The 21,713-nt window shown below is 67.4% G+C and carries 19 protein-coding genes; 7 read left to right on the forward strand and 12 right to left on the reverse strand.

Features of this window, described 5'->3' with window-relative positions; all coding sequences use genetic code 11:
• Window positions 1-35: 35 nt before the first annotated feature.
• Window positions 36-2,768: an aconitate hydratase AcnA gene (gene acnA, locus AC07U0_RS05725; protein WP_494719045.1), complete on the forward strand. Its 2,733-nt coding sequence runs from the start codon at window positions 36-38 to the stop codon at window positions 2,766-2,768.
• A gap of 85 nt (window positions 2,769-2,853) precedes the next feature.
• Here the strand turns inward: acnA and AC07U0_RS05730 are convergent, their stop codons facing one another.
• Window positions 2,854-5,328, reverse strand: coding sequence for an FtsK/SpoIIIE family DNA translocase (locus tag AC07U0_RS05730; RefSeq protein ID WP_494719046.1), 2,475 nt, complete (start codon window positions 5,326-5,328; stop codon window positions 2,854-2,856).
• 147 nt (window positions 5,329-5,475) lie between these two features.
• Between AC07U0_RS05730 and AC07U0_RS05735 the strand changes: the two genes are divergently transcribed.
• Window positions 5,476-6,729 (forward strand): UbiH/UbiF/VisC/COQ6 family ubiquinone biosynthesis hydroxylase, encoded by a 1,254-nt coding sequence (locus AC07U0_RS05735; protein WP_494719047.1) that lies wholly within the window; start codon window positions 5,476-5,478, stop codon window positions 6,727-6,729.
• Between the two features lie 173 nt (window positions 6,730-6,902).
• Here the strand turns inward: AC07U0_RS05735 and AC07U0_RS05740 are convergent, their stop codons facing one another.
• The 11 genes from AC07U0_RS05740 to hemE form a co-directional block, all read right to left on the reverse strand.
• Window positions 6,903-7,085, reverse strand: a complete 183-nt coding sequence (locus tag AC07U0_RS05740; RefSeq protein ID WP_494719048.1) for a hypothetical protein — start codon at window positions 7,083-7,085, stop codon at window positions 6,903-6,905.
• A gap of 26 nt (window positions 7,086-7,111) precedes the next feature.
• The gene (locus tag AC07U0_RS05745; protein WP_494719049.1) at window positions 7,112-7,996 is read right to left on the reverse strand and encodes a ParB/RepB/Spo0J family partition protein; all 885 of its coding nucleotides are present in this window, start codon (window positions 7,994-7,996) and stop codon (window positions 7,112-7,114) included.
• A 27-nt stretch (window positions 7,997-8,023) separates the two neighbouring features.
• A complete protein-coding gene (locus AC07U0_RS05750) occupies window positions 8,024-8,857 on the reverse strand; it encodes a ParA family protein (RefSeq protein WP_494719050.1) in 834 nt (277 codons plus the stop codon).
• Window positions 8,850-9,482: a 16S rRNA (guanine(527)-N(7))-methyltransferase RsmG gene (rsmG, locus tag AC07U0_RS05755; protein WP_494719051.1), complete on the reverse strand. Its 633-nt coding sequence runs from the start codon at window positions 9,480-9,482 to the stop codon at window positions 8,850-8,852. The genes AC07U0_RS05750 and rsmG overlap by 8 nt, the downstream gene beginning before the upstream one ends.
• A 1-nt stretch (window position 9,483) precedes the next feature.
• The gene (gene mnmG / locus AC07U0_RS05760; RefSeq protein WP_494719052.1) at window positions 9,484-11,358 is read right to left on the reverse strand and encodes a tRNA uridine-5-carboxymethylaminomethyl(34) synthesis enzyme MnmG; all 1,875 of its coding nucleotides are present in this window, start codon (window positions 11,356-11,358) and stop codon (window positions 9,484-9,486) included.
• A 70-nt stretch (window positions 11,359-11,428) separates the two neighbouring features.
• On the reverse strand, window positions 11,429-12,736 hold the full coding sequence (gene mnmE / locus AC07U0_RS05765) for a tRNA uridine-5-carboxymethylaminomethyl(34) synthesis GTPase MnmE (RefSeq protein WP_494719053.1): 1,308 nt from the start codon (window positions 12,734-12,736) through the stop codon (window positions 11,429-11,431).
• An 82-nt stretch (window positions 12,737-12,818) separates the two neighbouring features.
• Entirely contained in the window at window positions 12,819-13,055 is a 237-nt protein-coding gene (locus tag AC07U0_RS05770; protein ID WP_494719054.1) for a DUF6489 family protein, read from the reverse strand.
• Window positions 13,056-13,143: 88 nt separating this feature from the next.
• Entirely contained in the window at window positions 13,144-14,580 is a 1,437-nt protein-coding gene (gene rho, locus AC07U0_RS05775; protein ID WP_494719055.1) for a transcription termination factor Rho, read from the reverse strand.
• A gap of 270 nt (window positions 14,581-14,850) precedes the next feature.
• Entirely contained in the window at window positions 14,851-15,318 is a 468-nt protein-coding gene (locus AC07U0_RS05780; protein WP_494719056.1) for a CopD family protein, read from the reverse strand.
• The gene (gene hemH, locus AC07U0_RS05785; RefSeq protein WP_494719057.1) at window positions 15,315-16,385 is read right to left on the reverse strand and encodes a ferrochelatase; all 1,071 of its coding nucleotides are present in this window, start codon (window positions 16,383-16,385) and stop codon (window positions 15,315-15,317) included. The genes AC07U0_RS05780 and hemH overlap by 4 nt, the downstream gene beginning before the upstream one ends.
• A complete protein-coding gene (gene hemE / locus AC07U0_RS05790; RefSeq protein ID WP_494719058.1) occupies window positions 16,385-17,431 on the reverse strand; it encodes a uroporphyrinogen decarboxylase in 1,047 nt (348 codons plus the stop codon). The genes hemH and hemE overlap by 1 nt, the downstream gene beginning before the upstream one ends.
• Before the next feature lie 508 nt (window positions 17,432-17,939).
• On the opposite strand from hemE, the gene AC07U0_RS05795 reads away from it, so the two are divergent.
• From AC07U0_RS05795 to dnaQ, 5 genes are all read left to right on the forward strand, one after another.
• Window positions 17,940-18,821 carry a pyruvate, water dikinase regulatory protein gene (locus AC07U0_RS05795; protein ID WP_494719059.1) on the forward strand — a complete coding sequence of 294 codons (882 nt, stop codon included), beginning with the start codon at window positions 17,940-17,942 and terminating at the stop codon, window positions 18,819-18,821.
• Window positions 18,821-19,417, forward strand: coding sequence for a Maf family protein (locus AC07U0_RS05800; RefSeq protein ID WP_494719060.1), 597 nt, complete (start codon window positions 18,821-18,823; stop codon window positions 19,415-19,417). Before AC07U0_RS05795 ends, AC07U0_RS05800 begins: the two co-directional genes overlap by 1 nt.
• Entirely contained in the window at window positions 19,414-20,241 is an 828-nt protein-coding gene (locus tag AC07U0_RS05805; protein ID WP_494719061.1) for a shikimate dehydrogenase family protein, read from the forward strand. The genes AC07U0_RS05800 and AC07U0_RS05805 overlap by 4 nt, the downstream gene beginning before the upstream one ends.
• Window positions 20,238-20,849: a dephospho-CoA kinase gene (coaE, locus tag AC07U0_RS05810; protein WP_494719062.1), complete on the forward strand. Its 612-nt coding sequence runs from the start codon at window positions 20,238-20,240 to the stop codon at window positions 20,847-20,849. The genes AC07U0_RS05805 and coaE overlap by 4 nt, the downstream gene beginning before the upstream one ends.
• 102 nt (window positions 20,850-20,951) lie before the next feature.
• The gene (gene dnaQ, locus AC07U0_RS05815) at window positions 20,952-21,689 is read left to right on the forward strand and encodes a DNA polymerase III subunit epsilon (RefSeq protein ID WP_494719063.1); all 738 of its coding nucleotides are present in this window, start codon (window positions 20,952-20,954) and stop codon (window positions 21,687-21,689) included.
• Window positions 21,690-21,713 lie beyond the last annotated feature (24 nt).

Here is a 21,713-nt window from a genome sequence, read left to right on the forward strand (position 1 = left end):
ATTGTCGGGCGGCGTACACCAGAGGAAGACTCTCCATGCCGTCGAATGACAGCCTCAAGACCCGTCAGGATCTCACCGTCGGGCGCAAGAAATACGCCTATTACAGCCTTCCCGCCGCCGAGGAAGCCGGTCTGACCGGGATTTCCCGTCTGCCGCGCTCGATGAAGGTGCTTCTCGAGAACCTGCTGCGCAACGAAGACGGCGTTTCGGTCACCGAGGACGACCTCAAGGCCGTCGCCGCCTGGATCGAGAACAAGGGCTCGGTCGAGCACGAGATCGCTTTCCGCCCGGCCCGCGTCCTGATGCAGGACTTCACCGGCGTTCCCGCCGTCGTCGACCTGGCCGCCATGCGCGACGCCATGACCGCCCTGGGCGCCGACGCCTCCAAGATCAACCCGCTGAACCCGGTCGACCTGGTCATCGACCACTCGGTCATGGTCGACAATTTCGGCACCGCCAAAGCCTTCGGCCAGAACGTCGAGCGCGAGTATGAGCGCAACATCGAGCGCTACAACTTCCTGCGCTGGGGTTCGTCGGCCTTCGCGAACTTCCGCGTCGTCCCGCCCGGCACCGGCATCTGCCACCAGGTGAACCTGGAGAACCTGGCCCAGACCGTCTGGATCCTCGAAGAGGGCAAGAAGACCGTCGCCTATCCCGACACCGTCGTCGGCACTGACTCGCACACCACCATGATCAACGGCCTGGCCGTTCTGGGCTGGGGCGTCGGCGGCATCGAGGCTGAAGCCGCCATGCTGGGCCAGCCGATCCCGATGCTGATCCCGGAAGTCATCGGCTTCAAACTGACCGGCCGTCTGCCGGAAGGCGCGACCGCCACCGACCTCGTCCTGACCGTCACCCAGATGCTGCGCAAGAAGGGCGTGGTCGGCAAGTTCGTCGAGTTCTTCGGCGACGCCCTGACCGGCCTGACCCTGGAAGACCAGGCGACCATCGCCAACATGGCCCCGGAATACGGCGCCACCTGCGGCTTCTTCCCCGTTTCGCGCGCCACCATCGACTTCCTGACCGCCACCGGTCGTGACAAGGCGCGCGTCGCCCTGGTCGAAGCCTATGCCAAGGCGCAAGGCCTGTGGATCGACGAGAACTCCGAAGACCCGATCTTCACCGACACGCTCGAACTGGACCTGGCCTCGGTCGTCCCGTCGCTGGCCGGCCCGAAGCGTCCGCAGGACCGCGTCGAACTGACCACCGCCGCCCCCGAATTCGAAGGCCATCTGACCGGCACCTTCGGCCGTCCGTCGGACGCCCCGCGCTACGACGTCGAGGGTGAGAAATTCACCGTCGGCGACGGCGACGTGGTCATCGCAGCCATCACCTCGTGCACCAACACCTCCAACCCGTCGGTGCTGATCGCCGCCGGTCTGGTGGCGCGCAAGGCCAATGCGCTGGGCCTCAAGGCCAAGCCCTGGGTCAAGACCTCGCTGGCTCCCGGTTCGCAGGTCGTCACCGACTATCTCAACGACGCCGGCCTTTCGAAGGATCTGGACGCGCTGGGCTTCAACCTGGTCGGCTACGGCTGCACCACCTGCATCGGCAACTCGGGTCCGCTGGCTCCGGCGATCTCCAAGTCGATCAACGACAACGCCATCGTCGCCACCTCGGTCCTGTCGGGCAACCGCAACTTCGAAGGCCGGGTGAACCCCGACGTCCAGGCCAACTACCTGGCCTCGCCGCCGCTGGTCGTGGCCTACGCCATCGCCGGTTCGATGCGCATCGACATCACGAAAGACCCGATCGGTCAGGACAAGAAGGGCAAGGATGTCTTCCTCAAGGACATCTGGCCGACGTCGCAGGAAGTCGCCGACATCCAGCGCAAGTCGGTCACCCCGGCCATGTTCGCCAAGCGCTACAAGGACGTCTTCAAGGGCGACAAGCACTGGCAGGCGATCAAGATCGAAGGCGGCCAGACCTATGACTGGGATGCGGATTCGACCTACGTCCAGAACCCGCCCTACTTCGAGGGCCTGTCGATGGACCCGGCTCCGGTCACCGACATCGTCGAGGGCCGCGTCCTGGCCATCTTCGGCGACTCGATCACCACCGACCACATCTCCCCGGCCGGTTCGATCAAGTCCTCGTCGCCCGCCGGCGCCTTCCTGATCAACCACGGCGTCGACCCGCTGGACTTCAACGGCTACGGCGCCCGCCGCGGCAACCACCAGGTCATGATGCGCGGCACCTTCGCCAACATCCGCATCCGCAACAAGATCACCCCGGACATCGAAGGCGGCGTGACCAAGCACTTCCCGTCGGGCGACACCATGTCGATCTATGACGCGGCCATGCGCTACCAGTCGGAAGGCCGTCCGCTGGTCGTCTTCGCCGGCAAGGAATATGGCACGGGCTCGTCGCGCGACTGGGCGGCCAAGGGCACCAAGCTGCTGGGCGTGCGCGCCGTCATCGCCGAAAGCTACGAGCGCATCCACCGCTCCAACCTGGTCGGGATGGGCGTGGTGCCGCTGCAGTTCAAGGCTGACGGCTGGCAGAAGCTGGGTCTGACGGGCGAGGAAATCGTCACGGTTCGCGGCCTGTCCGACGTCAACATCGGCAAGCTGAAGCCGCGTCAGGACCTGTGGGTCGAGCTGTTCCGTCCGTCGGACGGCAAGATGGCCCGCTTCCCGGTCCGCTGCCGCATCGATAACCAGACCGAGCTGGACTACTTCCGCGCCGGCGGCGTCATGCCCTACGTCCTGCGCAACCTCGCAGGCGGCGGCTCGACCCCCGAAGCCGAGGCCATCGCGGCCGAGTAATCGGCCCCAACGGTTTGAAATGAGAAAGGCCGGTGGAGCGATCCACCGGCCTTTTTGTTTGCCCGTTATCCGACCGCGGTCGCGGTCACCCCATCGGCGGCGGGCCTGCAAGGACGTCGCGCTTGCCGGAGTGGTTGGCGGGGGAGACGACGCCCTCCTGCTCCATCCGCTCGATCAGGGAGGCGGCGCGGTTGTAGCCGATCTGCAGGCGGCGCTGGACGTAGGAGGTCGAGGCCTTGCGGTCGCGGGTGACCACGGCGACGGCGCGGTCATAGAGGTCGTCGCCGGAGGAGCCGCCCTCATCGCCGCCCATGGCGTTGTCGCCGTCACCGTCCGGATCGTCGGTGATCAGGTCGAGGTAGTCGGGCTCGGCCTGGGCGCGCAGATGGGCGCAGACGCTTTCGACCTCGCCGTCGGTCACGAACGGGCCGTGCAGGCGGGTGATGCGGCCGCCGCCGGCCATATAGAGCATGTCGCCCTGACCCAGCAGCTGTTCGCCGCCCTGCTCGCCCAGGATGGTGCGGCTGTCGATCTTGGAGGTGACCTGGAAGGAGATCCGGGTCGGGAAGTTCGCCTTGATGGTGCCGGTGATGACGTCGACCGACGGGCGCTGCGTGGCCATGATCAAATGAATGCCGGCGGCGCGGGCCATCTGGGCCAGACGCTGGACGGCGCCCTCGACGTCCTTGCCCGCGACCAGCATCAGGTCGGCCATCTCGTCCATGACCACGACCAGATAGGGCATGGGCTCGGGGCGGATCTTCTCGCTCTCGTAGATCGGGCGGCCCTGTTCGTCGAAGCCGGTCTGGACCGTGCGTTCGAAATGCTCGCCCTTCTTCTGGGCCTCGACCGCGCGCTCGTTGTAGCTGGCGACGTTGCGGACGCCGAGCTTGGACATGCGGCGATAGCGGTCCTCCATCTCGCGCACCGTCCACTTCAGGGCGACGACGGCCTTCTTCGGATCGGTGACGACGGGGGCCAGCAGGTGCGGGATGCCGTCATAGACCGACAGTTCCAGCATCTTGGGGTCGATCATGATGAAGCGGCACTCGGCCGGCGTCAGGCGGTAGAGGATCGACAGGATCATGGCGTTGACCCCGACCGACTTGCCGGAGCCGGTGGTGCCCGCGATCAGCAGGTGGGGCATGCGCGCCAGATCGGCGACATAGGGCTCGCCGCCGATGCTTTCGCCGAGCGCCAGGGGCAGGATGTGCGAAGGCTTGGCGTATTCGCCCGAGGCCAGCAGGTCGCGCAGATAGACGGTCTCGCGCTTGGCGTTGGGCAGTTCGATGCCGATGGCGTTGCGGCCCTGGACCACCGAGATGCGGCAGGCGCGGGCCGACATGGAGCGGGCGATGTCGTCGGACAGGGCCACGACCCGGCCGTGCTTGACCCCGGCGGCGGGCACCAGTTCGTACAGGGTGACGACCGGACCCGGGCGGATCTGGTCGATGACGCCCTTGACCCCGAACTCGGCCAGCACGCCTTCCAGCATCTTGGCGTTCTGCTTGAGCGAATCCTCGTCGATCATACCGACGCGGGCCTGGGGCTTGGCCAGCATGCCCAGCGGCGGCAGGTCGAAGTCGCCTTCCGGCCGGTCGAAGACGAAGGCGCCCTGATCCGGGTCGGCGTTGCTTTTCGCGGGTTTGGGTGTCTTGGGCGCGGCGACGCGCGGCTCGACGGCGGCGGCGAGAGAGGTCGGCGCCATCGGCGCCTCGTCCCACGGCGGGCCGTCGTCTGCCCAGGCGCCATCCGTATCCGCGTCGTGAGCCCAGGCGGCTTCCGGAACAGGCTCGGGCGCCGTGGGGGCGCGGGTCGCGACCTCAGGGCCCGGGGAGGCCATCCGCTGTTCGGACTGGATGGCGGCGGCTTCGGTCATCGGTTTGGGCCGGGGCGCGCGCGGCTTGCGCGGCGCCGGGACCGGCTGGGGATCGGGCTGGCGACGCAGGGTCGAACCCCAGTGCAGGGCTTCGGAGAAGTCGGTCAGGCGCACGCCCACGGCATAGGCGCAGGCCCACAGGCCCAGACCCGCGAACAGCAGGCCGACGATGACCCGGGCGCCGGGCAATTTCAGCGCATGCAGGCCGCCCGCGAGCAGGCCGGTGAAGGCGTCGCCCCACAGACCGCCCATTCCGGTCGCCAGAGGCCATGCGGCGGGCGCGGCGAGGGCCGACAGGGCCCCGGACAGCAGGAGCACGCCCGCCGAGGCGGACAGGGCCTTCAGCGGCGTCGGCTTGAGCCTTTGCTGGATCGCCTCCCCGATGGCCGTGGCGAGGCCGAAGGCGATCAGCAGCACCGTCATCGGCCAGGCGGCCAGACCCACGGACTGCATGGCCAGATCGGCGAACAGGGCGCCGTTCGAACCCAGCCAGTTGGTCGCGCTCGTCGAGGAGGCCGCGTTCAGGCTCGGATCGGCCGGATTCCACGAGATCAGGGCGACCAGCAGCAGCGCCGCCAGCAGGGCCTGAAGCACGCCCCGGAAGCGCACCACGAAGGGCGCGTCCCACAGGATGCGGGCGCTCGACCAGGCGCGATTGCCGATAATCAGAACGGCGGACATGGAACGGCTTACTCCGGACGAAACGGTCTCTCCGCCGTTATCGCCCGAGGGTGGTTAAGGGGCGTTTACCAAGCGTCGCTTGCAGAGGCGGGTCTGTGGACCTTCTGACCTCTGGACGTGGACCCTTCGCGGCGCGACAAGCGGGGCATGAGTACGCCCTTTACGCATGACGTCATCATCGCCGGCGCCGGTCTGGCCGGGGCGACATTCGCGCTGGCGGCGGCACAGGGCGGACTGAAGGTGGTTCTGGTCGATCCGCAGCCCTTCTCGGCCCAGCTGGCCCCGACCTTCGACGGTCGCTCGACCGCCATCGCCTACGCCACCTTCCGCATGTGGGATGCGCTGGGCGTCGGCGAGGGCCTGCGTCCCCACGCCTGCCGCATGGACCATATTCTGGTGACTGACGGCCATCGGCCCGGCGCGGCCTCGCACAGGCCCCTGCCCGCCTACCTTCGATTCGACGCGGCCGAGATCGGTGACCAGAACGGTGATGAACCGCTCGGCTATATGGTCGAGAACCGGCAGATCCGCACGGCGCTGGCCCGCGCCGTCACGGAGGTCGGGATCGAGGTGCGCGCGCCGGTTTCCGTCGCCTCGGTGGAGACCGACGGCTTCGGCGCGACCGTGACCCTTAGCGACGGCGTAGTGCTGAAGGCGCCGCTGGTCGTGGGCGCCGAAGGCCGCGGCTCGGTCGTGCGTCGCGCCGCCGGGATCGGCACGGTCGGTTGGGGCTATGGCCAGAGCGGCGTCGTGGCCACAGTGCGTCTGGGCCGGCCCCACGGTGGCGTCGCCCACGAATATTTCCTGCCCGGCGGTCCCTTCGCGATCCTGCCCCTGACCGACCAGCGCGCCAGTCTGGTCTGGACCGAGACCACCCGCCGCGCCGAGGCCCTGAAATCCGCCTCGGACGAGGCCTTCAACAGCCATCTGATGCGGCGCTTCGGCGAGTTTCTGGACGGCGCCGTGCCCGAGGGCCCACGCTTCGTCTATCCGTTGTCGCTGGAGCTGGCCGAGAAACTCACGGCCCCGCGCACGGCCCTGCTCGGCGACGCGGCCCACGGAGTGCACCCGGTAGCGGGTCAGGGGCTGAACATGGGACTGAAGGACGCCGCCGCCCTGGCTGAAGTCCTGATCGAGGCCGTGCGTCTGGGCGAGGATTTCGGCTCGGAGATGATTCTGGACCGCTACGCCCGCTGGCGTCGGTTCGACAATGCGGCCCTGGCTGCCGGTTTCGACGGCTTCGTGCGGCTGTTCTCCAACGACCTGCCGCCCGTGCGGCTGGCCCGCGACCTTGGCATGGCCGCCGTCAACCGCATCGGCCCCCTGCGCCGCGCCTTCATGCGCGAGGCCGGCGGCGCGACGGGCGATCTGCCGAAACTGCTGCGGGGTGAGGTGGTCTGACCTGATCCTTCTCCTCTTGCGGGAGAAGGTGGCCGAGCGCAGCGAGGTCGGATGAGGGGTCGCGCAGGCGGCTGAAGCTCTGTGCGATGAAAGGCCTTACCATCATCGACGGCGTGACCCCTCATCCGTCAGCCTTCGGCTGCCACCTTCTCCCGCAAGGGGAGAAGGGACCATTACCCCCGCTTCGACGCCTTTTTGAACGCCGGCTTGGCCATGTTCGCGCTTTTGGCGCTGGCGGCCTTTTCGGGATGTTGGCCGGGCTTGAAGGCCGGGCCGCCTGCGCCTGTGGCGTTCGCCTTCTTGGCGGCGAGGACGCGTTTCAGGGCTTCGGCGGCGGTTTCGGTCTTTTCAGTCATTCGCCCAGCCTAGCACAAAATCCGGATCAGCCGCGCATCAGGCGGCGGCAGAGGTCGTCCAGCTGCTCCAGCGAGCCGTAGCGGATGGTGATCTCGCCCTTGCCGCCCTTGTCGGCCAGCTGGACCTTCAGGCCCAGGGCGTCGGCCAGATCCTGCTCCAGCGCCTGAACGTCGGCCGAGCCTTCGCCCGAGGCCGCAGCCGGCTTCGACGACGCGGGCTTCGGACCCTCGGCTGCGCGACGGGCCAAGGCCTCGGCCTGACGGACGTTCATGCCTTCCTTGAAGACCTGTTCGGCCAGTTCGCCCGGGTTGGGAGCGGTGATCAGGGCGCGGGCGTGACCGGCGGTCAGCTTGCCGTTGCGGACGTACCAGAGCACTTCCTCCGGCAGCTGCAGCAGGCGCAGGGTGTTGGCCACATGGCTGCGGCTCTTGCCGACGACGCCGGCGACCGTGTCCTGGGTCCGGCCGAACCGTTCCATCAGCATCCGATAGGCATCGGCCTCTTCCAGAGGATTCAGGTCGGCGCGCTGGACGTTTTCAATGATTGCGACCTCGAACACCTCGACGTCGTCCATCTCGCGCACAACGATCGGCACCTCGGTCAGGCGAGCGGCCTGGGCGGCGCGCCAGCGGCGTTCGCCGGCGATGATCTGCCACATGCCGTCCTGACCCGGCTGGGTGCGCACGAGGATGGGCTGAAGGATACCCTTGTCGCGGATCGAATTGGTCAGTTCGTCGAGATCTTCCTGGGTGAAGATCTTGCGCGGCTGATCGGGATTGGGCTTGAGGCTCTCGATCGGGGCGGTCTGGATTCCGGCCGCCTGCACGCCCGAAACCGGCACGGCCTCGGCGGCGTTCTCGCCCAGCAGGGCCGACAGGCCGCGGCCCAATCCTCTTTGACGTTCAGACAAGTCTTTGTTCCGTTTCTTTTATTGTTTTCAGGCGGCGGCCGGTTCGGCGCGGCGGCGACGTTCGCGGCCGACCACCTCCTTGGCGAGGCGCAGATAGGCCTGGCTGCCGGTGCATTTCAGATCGTAGATCAGCACGGGCTTGCCGAAGGACGGCGCCTCCGACACCCGGACGTTCCGCGGGATGACCGCATCATACACCTTGTCGCCGAAATGGCCGCGCACGTCGGCGGCGACCTGGGCCGACAGGGCGTTGCGGCGGTCATACATGGTCAGGACCAGACCCTGGATTTCCAGCGCCGGATTCAATGATTGACGGACCATGTCGATGGTCTTCATCAACTGTGTCAGGCCCTCCAGCGCGAAGAACTCACACTGCAGCGGCACCAGCACGCCGTCAGCCGCTGCCATGGCGTTCAGGGTCAGCAGGTTCAGCGACGGCGGACAGTCGATCAGGACATAGTCGTAAGGCGCCGGGTCATACCCGGTAGCGCCATTCTGCTGCGCTTCCAGAGCGTCGCGCAGACGGTAGGAACGCCGGTCTGCCTGGGAAAGCTCGATCTCGACACCCGACATGTCGGCATCGGCGGGAATGATATGCAGTCCCGGTACGGCCGTCGGTACGGCCGCGTCATGGATCGAGCGACCGTCGACGATGACATCATAGATGGTGATGCGGCGCGTTTCACGTGGAACACCCAGACCCGTGGAGGCATTGCCTTGGGGGTCCATGTCGACAATCAGCACCTTTTCGCCGATGGCGGCCAGGGCGGTGCCCAGATTGATCGCGGTCGTGGTCTTGCCCACCCCGCCCTTCTGGTTGGAGACGGCGAGGACGCGGGTCTTCTTCTCGACTTCAGGCATGTTTACGCTTTTGGGGGCCACGGCGAAGGGTCCTGACGGTGACGATACGACCGCGGGGATCGCTGCGGGAAACGGAGAGGTCAGCCTCCAGATGCCAGACCTTGGCCGCCTCCTGCAACTCCGCCTCGGCCTTCTCTCCCTTGAGAAACACAGCTTGTGCACCGCGAGAGAGGTAGGGCTGTGCATAACCCAGAAGCTTGTCCATCGGGGCCACCGCGCGGGCGGTCACGACGTCCACCTTGACGTTCTGCTCCTCCGCCCGGCCCCAGATCACCGTCGCCGGCAAGGCCAGTTCGTCGACGACGGTCTGCAGGAACCGGCAGCGTTTTTGAAGGGAATCGATCAGCCAGACGTGGGCGCCGGGCCGATCCTTCAACAGGATGGCGAGGACCACGCCGGGGAAACCGGCCCCTGCCCCCAGATCCGCCCAGGTCTTCGCCTCGGGCGCCAGATCCAGAAGTTGGGCGGAATCCCAGGCATGGCGGTTCCAGAAGTCGGGAATGGAGTCGGGCCCGACGAGGTTCATGACTTCGTTGGCCTCGGTCAGCCGCTCGAGGAAGACGGCGAGGTCGGCCATGCGCTCCGGCGATGCGCCGGTCAGGGTCTGGAATTCGGTCGGGGTCATCTTATGCGGCGGCTTCAGTGCGCGCGCCCTTGCGGACGTGGGACAGAAGCGCGGTCAGGGCGCCGGGGGTCATGCCCTCGATCCGGCCCGCCTGCCCGAGAGTTTGCGGCTGGATCAGGCTGAGCTTCTCGCGCACCTCGTTCGAAAGGCCCCCGATCAGGGCGTAGTCGAGATTGGCCGGCAGCTTCAGCTGCTCCTCGCGGCGCAGGGCCTCGGCGTCGGCGGACTGGCGATCCAGATAGCCGGCATAGCCCGCATCGATCTGGACCTGTTCGCGCACGGCGGCGGGCCAGCTCGCGATGACCGGATGCTGGGCCTCGAAGGCGGTCAGGTCGACGCCCGGATAGGCCAGCAGGTCGCGCATCGAGCGGCGCTGGCCGTCGGGGTTGACGGCGATGCCGAGCGCCTGGGCCTCCTTCGGCGTGTACCGCATTTCACGTGCAAGGGTCATGGCCTCGGCCAAGGCCGCTGCCTTCTCACTGAACCGGGCGGCCCGGCCGGAGCCGACGACGCTGGCGGCGATGCCGATGGGCGTCAGACGCTGGTCGGCATTGTCGGCGCGCAGGGTCAGGCGGTACTCGGCCCGGCTGGTGAACATCCGATAGGGTTCGGTGACGCCCCGGGTGACGAGGTCGTCGATCATTACCCCGATATAGGCCTGGTCGCGGCCGAGGATGATCGGGTCCGAACCGGCGGCGGCGCGGGCGGCGTTGAGACCGGCGATCAGGCCTTGGGCCCCCGCCTCCTCGTATCCGGTCGTGCCGTTGATCTGGCCGGCGAGGTACAGGCCCGGACGGCGCTTGACCTCCAGCGCCGGAGTCAGCTCGCGCGGATCGACATAGTCATATTCGATGGCATAGCCGAAGCGGAAGACCTCGACCGCCTCCAGCCCCGGCATGGTGCGCAGGAAGGCCAGCTGGGTCTCGGGTGAGACGGAGGTCGAGATGCCGTTCGGATAGACGGTCGGATCGTCCAGGCCCTCGGGCTCGAGGAAGACCTGATGCGAGGTCTTGTCGGCGAACCGGACCACCTTGTCCTCGATCGAGGGGCAGTAACGCGGGCCGCGTCCGGTGAGGTGGCCGCCATAGACGGCGCTTTCGCCGAGGTTGGCGGCGATGATGCGGTGGGTCTCTTCATTGGTCGAGGTGATGCCGCAGGCGATCTGGGGCACGTCGATCCGGTCGGTCAGGAAGCTGAACGGCACAGGCTCTTCATCGGCGGCCTGCATCTCCAGCCGGTCCCAGCCGATGGTGCGGCCGTCGAGCCGGGCTGGAGTGCCGGTCTTGAGGCGGCCCATCATGAGCCCCGCGCCGTAGAGATCGGCGGCCATGCCGGTCGACGGATCCTCGCCGTGACGGCCCGCCGGAATACGCTCGTCGCCGCGATGGATGACGCCATTGAGGAAGGTGCCCGTGGTCAGGACGACGGCGGCGGCGCGGATCTGTTCGCCACCGAGAGTCACGACGCCGACGACGCGGTCACCATCCATGATCAGGCCCTCGGCCGTACCGGCCATCAGGGTCAGGTTCGGAGTCTGCGCCAGCTCGGCCTGCATGGCTTCGCGGTACAGGCGGCGGTCGATCTGGCTGCGCGGGCCCTGGACGGCGGCGCCCTTGGAGCGGTTGAGCAGGCGGAACTGGATGCCGGAGACATCGCCGAGCCGGCCCATGAGGCCGTCCAGGGCATCGATCTCACGGACCAGATGGCCCTTGCCCAAGCCGCCGATGGCCGGGTTGCACGACATTTCACCGACCGTCTCCAGCTTCTGGGTGAGCAGAAGAGTCCGGGCGCCGGCGCGTGCGGAGGCCGCCGCGGCCTCACAGCCGGCGTGGCCGCCGCCGATGACGATGACGTCGAAAGATGAGGTGGAATGCATGGCGGGGGACATAGGGGAAATGGGCCGAAAAAGCTACTGAAGGCGGTGTTTCACGTGGAACAGACCGCCCTCACTTTCCGATACAGAAGGTCGAAAACACCTCACCGAGAACATCCTCGACGCCGATCGCCCCGGTGACCCGGGCCAGGGCCTCGGCGGCGCGGCGGAGATCGTCGCCCGCCATCTCGGGCGCACGCTCCAGTGCGGTGCGGCCGGCCTCGACCGCAGACAGGGCTTCGGTCAGTCGGCGGCGGTGTCTTTCACGTGTAACGGCGGGGAAGTCAGCGCCCGACAGATCGCGAGCCAGACGGGCGGCGATCCAGTCGTGGAGCGCGCCGAGCCCCTCCCCGGTCGTCGTGCTGACGGTCAGGACTTCGGCGGCCTCAACCGAAGCGGCGCCCAGATCGGCCTTGGTCAGAACGACCAGATCATCCGGCTTTGCGAAGTCGGCGGCGACACCGTCCGGGTCACCGGGCGCGCGGACCCACAAGCGGAGGTCGGCCTCGGCAGCCCGGGCGCGGGCCCGGCGAACACCCTCGGCCTCGACGAGATCGTCACTGTCGCGCAGGCCGGCGGTGTCGGACAGGGTCACGGCATAGCCGCCGATGACCAGCTCGGCGTCGAGGACGTCGCGCGTCGTCCCGGCGATCGGGGTAACGATCGCCGCCTCCCGCTCGACCAGGGCGTTGAACAGGGAGGACTTGCCGGCGTTGGTCTCGCCGATCAGAACGATGCGATAGCCTTCGCGCACCCGCCGTCCCCGGTCGGCGTCGGCCAGGGCCGCGCGCAGATCGGCGGCCAAGGCGTCGAGCACCGGCCCGGCGGTGCGCGCGAGATTGTCGGGGACGTCCTCATCCGGAAAATCGATCTCGGCTTCGACGAGGGCGAGCGCCCTGAGCAGGTCGCGACGGAAGCCGGCGTAGGTCTGGCTGAGAGCGCCGTCGAGCTGGCCCAGCGCCTGACCGGCTTGGGCCGTGGTCTCGGCGTCGATCAGATCGGCGACCGCCTCGGCCTGGGCCAGATCCATACGGCCGTTTTCGAAAGCGCGACGGGTGAACTCGCCGGGCTCGGCCGGGCGCAGGCCCAAGGCGATCAGGGCGTTGGACGCCGCCTCAACCACGGCCCGGCCGCCATGGAGATGGAGCTCAGCACAGTCCTCGCCCGTGTAAGAGTTGGGGCCGGGGAAGCGGAGGACCAGCGCCTGGTCGATGACAGCGCCGTCGTGGATCAGGGTCCGCAGCGAAGCCAGACGCGGCTTGAGGCCGCCGGCGCCGAGGGCGGTCAGGGCGGCGTCGGTCTGCGGCCCCGACAGGCGGAGGATGGCGATGGCCCCGCGACCCGGCGGAGTGGCGAGGGCGAAAATGGTGTGGGTGGTCACAGGGAAGAGTCCCCTCTGTCATGGCGCGAAGTGGCGCCATGCCACCTCCCCACTGCGTGGGGAGGAGACGTCGCCTCCATCGTCACTTCGTCGAAGTCGTGGTCGCGGCTTCCATAAGGCGGCGGAACTGGTCCTGGGCGGTCAGGCCGAAGCTGGTCCAGGACTTCATCAGCTCTTCGGGCTGCATGGCCGAGACGTTGGCGTCCATTCGCTTCTTCATCTCCTCGACCAGATGGTCATTGAGCGAAGTGACGTCGGGAAGACCCAGAAAGGCCCGGGCCTCGGCGGGTTCACACTCGATGTTGATGGTGACCTTCATGGCTTCACTCCGATTCCGGAACCCGATGTTTCACGTGAAACTACGTAGTACCCGGTCATACCGCCGCTCGCCCAATGGCGGTCGACGATCAGGTGTTCATCGACTGGAAGAAGTCGCCGTTGTTCTTGGACTGGCGCAGCTTGTCGAGCAGGAACTCGATGGCGTCCTGCGGGCCCATCGGGTTCAGGATACGACGCAGGACATAGGTCTTGGTCAGCTGTTCCTTCGGCGTGATCAGCTCTTCCTTGCGGGTGCCGGACTTGAGCACGTCGATGGCCGGGAAGATGCGCTTGTCGGCGACCTTGCGGTCCAGCACGATTTCCGAGTTACCGGTGCCCTTGAACTCTTCGAAGATGACCTCGTCCATACGCGAGCCGGTGTCGATCAGGGCCGTGGCGATGATGGTCAGGGAGCCGCCCTGCTCCACATTGCGCGCCGCGCCGAAGAAGCGCTTGGGCCGCTGCAGGGCGTTGGCGTCGACACCGCCGGTCAGGACCTTGCCCGACGAGGGGACAGTGGCGTTGTAGGCGCGGCCCAGACGGGTGACCGAGTCCAGCAGGATGACGACGTCGCGCTTGTGCTCGACCAGGCGCTTGGCCTTTTCGATCACCATCTCGGCGACGGCGACGTGGCGGCTGGCCGGCTCGTCGAAGGTCGAGGCCACGACCTCGCCCTTCACGGTGCGCTGCATGTCCGTCACTTCTTCCGGGCGTTCGTCGATCAGCAGGACGATGAGGAAGACCTCGGGATGGTTCTTCTCGATCGACTTGGCGATATTCTGGAGCATGACCGTCTTGCCCACGCGCGGCGGGGCGACGATCAGGCAGCGCTGGCCCTTGCCGAGCGGGGCGACAATGTCGATGACCCGGCCCGAACGGTCCTTCAGGGTCGGGTCCTGGATTTCCATGTGCAGCCGCTCGTCGGGATAGAGCGGCGTCAGGTTGTCGAACAGGACCTTGGTGGAGACCGTTTCCGGGCTCTCGAAATTGATCGTGTCGACCTTGAGCAGGGCGAAGTAGCGTTCGCCTTCGCGCGGACCGCGGACGGCGCCGTGGACGGTGTCGCCGTTGCGCAGGCCGAAGCGGCGAATCTGCGAGGGCGAGACATAGATATCGTCCGGACCCGGAAGGTAATTGGCGCCCGGGCTACGCAGGAAGCCGAAGCCGTCCGACAGGATTTCGAGCACGCCGTCGGCGATGATCTCGACTTCCTCGTCGGCCAGGGCCTTGAGGATGGCGAATAGCAGATCCTGTTTGCGCAGGTTGCCGGCGTTCTCGATCTCGAGCTGTTCAGCGAAGGCGACCAGATCGGCCGGCGTCTTGTCGTTCAGCTCTTGCAGGGTGATGCGGCCGGAAGGGACGACGGCTTCGCCCTCCTCCTCGTCTTCCGCCTCGGCGGCCGCGATGGCGCTCTCGGCGGCGGCGATCTCTTCCGCAGTGTTTTCGGGGGCCGAATTCTCGGGAGTCAGCCCTTCGAGCGCTTCGGCTTCGGGGGCGGTGGGGTCGGTGTCGCGTACGTCGGTCATGTCAGGATAGCACCCGGCCTCGCGCCCGGACGCCGTAAGGGCGCGGGACGAAGAGGCGTTGGAAAAGTCTGGCCTTGCGGCCCAAGGGATTTGCGACGGGCTCCAGCGGGGTCAACCCGGCCGGCGTCGCGAAGAGAGAGGGACCGTGGGCGGATCTCGCCTCGCGGTTCGCGCCAGCGAAACCACGGATCGGGGGCCGAGGTCAAGCTGAAGCAGAACGAGACCAACCGCGCTCAAGCAGTGAGCCGCCGCGCGGCGAACGATAGCGCCCTAGGAAAATGTCCACTCCGTCGTCACCGACAGCACCATGATGATGGCCAGGACGAATGGGATTTCATTGGTCATGCGCCAGAATTTGCTGGTGCGGACCGAGGTCCCGGCGGCGATCCGCTTGCGCTCGGCCGAGAGATAACCGTGCCAGCCGTAGAGCAGGACGACCCCGACCAGTTTGGTGATCATCCACGGCTGGGCGAGGAAGCCGGCGCCGCGCATCTGGATGTCGAGATGGATCAGCCAGGCGCCGAAGATGAAGACGAGGATGGAGGCCGGGTTGATGATGATCTTCATCAGCCGCGCCTGCCAGGTGCGCAGCAGGGTCTGCATCTCCGACTTCAGCGGCTCGGGTTTCGCGTTCTGCTCGGCGTCATAGGCGAACAGGCGCGGCAGGAAGAGCAGGCCGGCCATCCAGGCGATGACCGCCAGGATATGAAGGCCGCGGGCGAGATCGTACTGGTTCACGCGGCTCTCTCCTGATGTTGACCAGACTGCTGGAACGGACAGGCCTTCCACGCCGCCCGACACCCCGGACCATAGGGGGCGACGCCCGTGCGGCCCAGCGAACCCACGACCGCGTCGGACAACATGCCGATGAAGGGTTCGGACAGGCTGACCGTCGGGGTCCGCAGATAGGGAGCGACTCCCGTCTGCTCCGCCAGATGGCGGTATTCGATGTCGAGCTCGACCAGGGTCTCGATGTGCTCGGAGACGAAGGCGACCGGGACGACCACGGCGCCGACCCCGTCACGGCCGGCCTCGGTGATGGCCTCGGGCGTCGAGGGGCCCAGCCATTTCATCGGCCCGACCCGGCTCTGGTAGCAGATCTGGTGATCCACACCTCCCAGCCGGGAAACGATGGCGGCGACCGTGGCCTCGACCTGCTCCTGATAGGGATCGCCCCTAGCCACCAGTTTCTCGGGGATGCCGTGGGCGGAGAAGAGGAGGCGCACGGGTTTATCGCCGGCTTCGGTCAGGGCGGAGCGGACGCTGTCGGCCTGGGACTCGATCCAGCCGTCGCCTTGCGGATAGCAGCAGATGGCGCGCGACCGGCCCGACCCGGCGTAGGTTTCATTCCACGCCTTGAGCGAGGACTGGGTCGTGGTGGTCGAGAACTGGGGATAGAGCGGCAGAAGGACCACCTCATCGGGACCGAAGGCGGCGACGTCGACGGCTGTCTCTTCGGTCAACGGATGCCAGTAACGCATGGCGATGAAGACCCGGACCTCGTCGCCGGGCAGGGCGGAACCGAGCACCGTCTCCAGAGCCGAGGCCTGGCGCCGGGTCTCGCCGAGCAAGGGGGACCCGCCGCCCGCATCCATCATCGCATAGTTGGCCTGGGCCGAGGTCTCGCGCCGCGAGGAGATCAGCTTCGCCACCCCCGTCCGTAGAAAGCCGGGCAGGCCGATGATGGCCGGATCGTTGAACAGGTTGAACAGGAAGGGCTTCACCGAGGCGGCGTCATCCGGCCCGCCCAGATTGAACAGCACCACTGCGATGCGGCGACCGCCCCTGCCCTCCCCGGTCGCCATTACTGGGCGCCGATCCGTTTCAGGACCTGTTCGACATGGGCGATCGGCACGTCGGGCAGGATCCCGTGGCCGAGGTTGAAGATCCACGGCCCGTCCCCCCAGGCCTCGAGCAGCTGATCGACGCGGGCGTCCAGAGCCTTGCCGCCGGCGCGCAGCAGCAGGGGATCGAGCGCCCCCTGGATCGGCTTGATCTTCTGGACCCGTTGACCGACCGCGAGCGGACAAGCGGTGTCGAGCGCCACGGCCTGGACGTCTACTTCGCTCGCATAGCGTTCGGCGTGGATGGCAGACCCGCGCGGGAAGCCGATCAGGGGGATGGTCACCCCCAGCTCGCGCGTCCGGGCGACCAGGGCCTTGTGAGGATTGAGCACCAGACGTTCGAACAGGTCGTCGGGGAGCCCTTCGGCCCAGCTCTCGAAGATCTTCAGGACCTGGGCGCCCGCATTGGCCTGCATGACGAAATAGCGGGCCGTGGCCTCGACGAGAACCTCAAGCAGGGCGTCGACCGTCTCGGGATCCTCGTAGGCGTATTTGCGCGCCGTGGCCCGTTCGCCCTTGCCAATCTTATTGTGATGGCCGTCCAGCATATAGGTGGCGACGGTCCAGGGGGCGCCGGCGAAACCGATCAGGGCGCGCTCGGGCGGAAGCTCTTCGCGGACGAGAGACAGGGTCCGGCCGATCGAGGCCAGGTGTTCGCCCGCGCCCTCGGCAAGCTCGGCCATTCGCCCCACCGGCGGCATCTCGCCGAGCCGGGGTCCCTCGCCGGTCTCGAACCAGACGTCCTGGCCCAGCGCCTGCGGGATCAGGAGAATGTCGGCGAAGACGATGGCCGCATCGAAGCCGAACCGCTTCATCGGCTGCAGCGTCGCCTCGGCCGCCATCTCCGGGTTCATGCAGAAGGCGATGAAGTCCGGGGCCTCGGCGCGCAGGGCCCGGTATTCCGGCAGATACCGCCCGGCCTGACGCATGAACCAGACGGGAGGACGGCTGGTCTTCTGGCCCGAAAGGACCTGAAGGAGGAGAGGCTGGACCGAAGGCGTTGTCATGAGCTTGGTCCTACGGGGAGCCCGGCCTTCGCTCAAGTGCCCGGTTTGTCCAAGGGGTCACAGGCCCTCCCCTTACTCTGATCAAGAATTTAAAAAGATTGGAGGAAAGCGGTAGGGGACCGGGACGGCGGGGATGATTTTCAGGTGGCGCCGTGAACGGAAAGCGAACCTTCACCGGTCGTCCGGGACCAATCCAGACCCCGGGATGAGGCTGTAGAAACCGGGGATAATCCTTAACGAAGCCTTAACGGACGGGGGTTTGAGCGCCGCCGCATCTGGGCATGACTGACGGGCGCCGTTTACCTCCTGTTAACCTTATCCACGGCAGCGCGGTGGAGACCCGTCTGCCTTTGGAAATCTCAGGGTTCGGAGGGATGAATCCTCCCCGCTGTCCCCGCTCGCCCCCGCTGACGGGCGCGGCTATAGAGATCGGCGCCCAGTCCGGGGATTTCGGCGCCCAGAAAGCGAACCGGGGTTTCCACAGGAATCCGTTGATGAGTCCCACCGCATGACGCCCAACTCTCCCGTCGGCAAACCGGCCGGTCCCGTGCGGCTGGCGACCTATTTCCACGTCCATCTGGTCTCGGACTCGACCGGCGAGACCCTGAACGCCATGGCCAAGGCGGTGACCGCCCGGTTCGAGGGCGTCATCCCGATCGAGCACATCTACGCCCTGGTCCGTTCAGAGAAGCAGATGGAGCGGGTGCTGGAGGAGATCACCATGGCGCCGGGGGTGGTGCTGCACACCCTGGTCGACCGCGATCTGCGTGCCCAACTGGAGGAAGGCTGCCGTCAGGCGGACATGCCGCAGATCGGGGCGCTGGATCCTCTGGTCGGGGCCCTGTCCCGCTATCTGGGCGCGGCCCTGTCGACGCGGGTCGGCGCCCAGCACGCACTGGACCATGAATATTTCAACCGGATCAGCGCCCTGGACTACGCCATGGCCCATGACGACGGTCAGGGCACGGCCGAGCAGCTGGAGGGCGCCGACGTCGTCCTGTGCGGTGTCAGCCGGACCTCCAAGACCCCGACCTGCATCTATCTGGCCCACCGCGGCATCCGGGCGGCCAATGTGCCCCTCGTCCCCGGTCAGGAGGACGGGGAGCGTCTGGTGGGGCTGAAGAACCCGCTGGTCATCGGCCTGACCGTCTCGCCCGATCGTCTGGTCCAGATCCGCCGCAACCGACTGGACGGGCTGAACGCCGACCACACCTCGGCCTATGTCGATCATGACATGGTGCGCGAGGAGACGGTCAAGGCGCGCCGGGCCTTCGAACGGCGTGGCTGGCCGACCATCGACGTGACCCGCCGTTCGGTCGAGGAAACGGCGGCAGCCATCGTCAATCTGTTGAGCGAGAAACGCACCCGTCGGATCGGAGCGGCCTGGTAATGACTGGCGAAAGACTGATCCTCGCCTCCCGCAGCGCCGCGCGCCGGGCCATGCTGACGGATGCCGGCGTGACCTTCGGACTGGAGGACGCCGGGGTCGACGAGGACGCGATCAAGGTCGCCATGAAGGGCGCGGGCGCCGATGAACTCGCCGTCGAACTGGCCTGCGCCAAGGCGCTGGCGGTGTCGCGGCGTGATCCCGACGTCTGGGTTCTGGGCGCCGACCAGACCCTGGCCTTTGACGGGGGCCTGATTTCCAAGGCGAAGTCGCTCGACGAGGCGAAGGCGCGGCTGAAATCCATGCGTGGCAAATCGCACCAGCTGCATTCGGGCGCAGCCATCGCGACGAAGGGGCAGGTCGTCTGGTCGGGTGTGGATACCGTCCAGATGAAGATGCGCGACTTCTCCGACGCCTTCCTCGACGCCTATCTGGCCGCCGAAGGGAATGAGCTGCTGGCCTGCGTCGGCTCCTACCGGCTGGAGGGGCTGGGTTCGCAGCTGTTCGAAGCGGTGGAGGGCGACTATTTCACCGTCCTAGGCCTGCCGCTGTGGCCGGTCCTGGCCGAACTGCGCCGCGCCGGAGTGATCGCCTCGTGAAGCACGTCATCTCCGGAGCCGCCAAGGTCGGCGGCATCGCCGGCAATCCGATCGGCCATTCGCTCAGCCCGGTCATCCACAACGCCTGGATCGCCGCCGCCGGCATGGACGCTGCCTATGTCCCCTTCGCCCCCGGCGATGAGGCCGGGTTTGCGGCCCTGGTCGCCGCCGGTCGCGCGGGTCTGCTGATGGGGATCAACGTCACCGCCCCGTTCAAGGAACAGGCCTTCGCCCTGGCCGACAGCGCCAGCGACGCCGCCAAGGGTTCCGGCTCGGCCAATGTCCTCGTGTTCCGCGACGGCCAGATCGCCTGCGACAGCACCGACGGCTTGGGCATGATGTGGGCGATTTCCGATCAGGCGCCGGGTCTGAGCGTGAAGGGCCAGCCTGTGGTCATCCTCGGCGCGGGCGGCGCCGCCCGGGCGGCGGCAGGGACCCTGATCGCCGAGGGAGCCCAGGTGCGCATCCTGAACCGCTCGCGGGACCGGGCCGAGGCCCTGGCCGCCGATCTCGGGCCGTCGGTCACCGTCGTGGATGAAGAGACGGTCTTCGAGGGCGCGGTGCTGGTCATCAACGCCCTGAGCGTGCGGCCGACGCTGGATCTGGCGCGGCTGGAGGCGGAGACGGCGGTGATGGACATGACCTATCGCCCTGTGGACACCGAATTCCTTTTGGCCGCGCGCGAACGGGGTCTCAGGACCGTCGATGGTCTGGGCATGCTGATCGGTCAGGCGGGGCCGTCGTTCCGGGCCATCTTCGGGGTCGAACCCCCTGCCCTGCCGCTTCGGCCCCTGCTGCTGGCGGCGATCGAGGCGCAGAAGTGATCCTGCTGGGCCTCACCGGCTCCATCGGAATGGGGAAGTCGACGACGGCTGAGATGTTCGCCGACGAGGGCGCCGTGGTCTGGAACGCCGACGAGGCCGTGCACAGGCTCTATTCACCGGGCGGGGCGGCGGTCGGGCCGGTCGGCGAGGCCTTCCCCGGCGTGATCGTCGAGGGCGCGGTGGACCGGACCCGGCTGGCCGAGGCTCTGGGCCGGGACGACGCCGCCTTCAAACGTCTGGAGGCCATCGTCCATCCGCTGGTCGCCGCCGGTCGCGCCGGCGAACTGGCCGAGGCGGCCGAACGGGGGGTGAAACTGGCGGTGCTGGACATCCCCCTGCTGTTCGAGGGCGGTGGCCAGAAGGCCTTCCATGCGGTGGTGGTGGTTACGGCGAGCCCGCAGGTTCAGGCTGAACGGGTCCTCGCCCGTCCCGGCATGACCAGCGAGCGCTTCGAAGCCATTCTGGAGCGGCAGGTTCCCGACGCCGAAAAGCGCCGTCTGGCCGACTTCATCGTCGACACGGACCGGGGTCTGGGGGCGGCGAGAGAACAGGTGAAGGCCATCGTGGCGACGGTGCTCGATCCGGACTGGGTTTCTCCCCGGTCGTGACCTTTGTCAGTCTTTCGCACGAGCCCAAAGCACACCATTAAAGGGCATTCCAGTGAGCGGGGTTTGATCCGAAAACCGCTCACACTTTTCGGAACCCCGCCGATGTCCCGCGAAATCGTCCTCGATACTGAAACCACCGGCTTCGACCCGCGCACGGGCGACCGGCTGATCGAGGTCGGCTGTATCGAGATCATGGACCTCTTGCCGACGGGCAGGACCTTCCACCGCTACTGCAATCCCGAGCGGCTGATCCCGGAAGACGCTATCCGGGTGCACGGCATCACCGACGAGAAGGTGAAGGACGCGCCGAAATTCGCCGAGATCGTCGCCGACCTGATCGAATTCATCGGCGACGCCCCGGTCATCGCCCACAACGCCCAGTTCGACCGCAACTTCATCGACCATGAGTACGGCCGCTGCGGCTCGCCTCTGCTGCCGGCGGATCGATGGATCGACACCCTGCAACTGGCCCAGAAGCGCTGGCCGGGGATGCCCAACTCGCTGGACGCCCTGTGCAAACGCTACAAGGTCTCGCTGGCCGACCGCTCGTTCCACGGCGCCCTGATCGACGCCCGCCTTCTGGCCGAGGTCTATCTGGAGCTGAGGGGCGGCAAGGAGCGGGTGCTGGACCTGACCAGCCGCAAGGGCGCCGAACAGGCCGCCGCCTTCGCCGCCGCCGGCGGTCACGGCGCCCGGCCGCGTCCCCTCGCCCCGCGCTCGACCCCGGCCGAGCATGAGGCGCACCTGGCCTTCCTGACCGCGACCCTGAAGGACCGCTCCCTGTGGCAGGGTTACGGCGTGACGGTGGAAGCGGACATGGAAAAGGCGTCCGCCGGCTGACGGACGCCTTTCCGGTCGTCTGAT

Source organism: Brevundimonas sp. GW821-FHT02A10 (genome assembly GCF_059422025.1).

What these genes read in the sequence shown, in the direction of transcription:
- acnA (WP_494719045.1), top strand. Translation starts at nt 36, where the DNA reads ATGCCGTCGAATGACAGCCTCAAGACCCGTCAGGATCTCACCGTCGGG.
- hemE (WP_494719058.1), bottom strand. Translation starts at nt 17,431, where the DNA reads ATGACAACGCCTTCGGTCCAGCCTCTCCTCCTTCAGGTCCTTTCGGGC.
- mnmG (WP_494719052.1), bottom strand. Translation starts at nt 11,358, where the DNA reads ATGCATTCCACCTCATCTTTCGACGTCATCGTCATCGGCGGCGGCCAC.
- AC07U0_RS05770 (WP_494719054.1), bottom strand. Translation starts at nt 13,055, where the DNA reads ATGAAGGTCACCATCAACATCGAGTGTGAACCCGCCGAGGCCCGGGCC.
- AC07U0_RS05800 (WP_494719060.1), top strand. Translation starts at nt 18,821, where the DNA reads ATGACTGGCGAAAGACTGATCCTCGCCTCCCGCAGCGCCGCGCGCCGG.
- AC07U0_RS05735 (WP_494719047.1), top strand. Translation starts at nt 5,476, where the DNA reads ATGAGTACGCCCTTTACGCATGACGTCATCATCGCCGGCGCCGGTCTG.
- AC07U0_RS05730 (WP_494719046.1), bottom strand. Translation starts at nt 5,328, where the DNA reads ATGTCCGCCGTTCTGATTATCGGCAATCGCGCCTGGTCGAGCGCCCGC.
- AC07U0_RS05795 (WP_494719059.1), top strand. Translation starts at nt 17,940, where the DNA reads ATGACGCCCAACTCTCCCGTCGGCAAACCGGCCGGTCCCGTGCGGCTG.
- AC07U0_RS05740 (WP_494719048.1), bottom strand. Translation starts at nt 7,085, where the DNA reads ATGACTGAAAAGACCGAAACCGCCGCCGAAGCCCTGAAACGCGTCCTC.
- AC07U0_RS05750 (WP_494719050.1), bottom strand. Translation starts at nt 8,857, where the DNA reads ATGCCTGAAGTCGAGAAGAAGACCCGCGTCCTCGCCGTCTCCAACCAG.
- dnaQ (WP_494719063.1), top strand. Translation starts at nt 20,952, where the DNA reads ATGTCCCGCGAAATCGTCCTCGATACTGAAACCACCGGCTTCGACCCG.
- hemH (WP_494719057.1), bottom strand. Translation starts at nt 16,385, where the DNA reads ATGGCGACCGGGGAGGGCAGGGGCGGTCGCCGCATCGCAGTGGTGCTG.
- rho (WP_494719055.1), bottom strand. Translation starts at nt 14,580, where the DNA reads ATGACCGACGTACGCGACACCGACCCCACCGCCCCCGAAGCCGAAGCG.
- rsmG (WP_494719051.1), bottom strand. Translation starts at nt 9,482, where the DNA reads ATGACCCCGACCGAATTCCAGACCCTGACCGGCGCATCGCCGGAGCGC.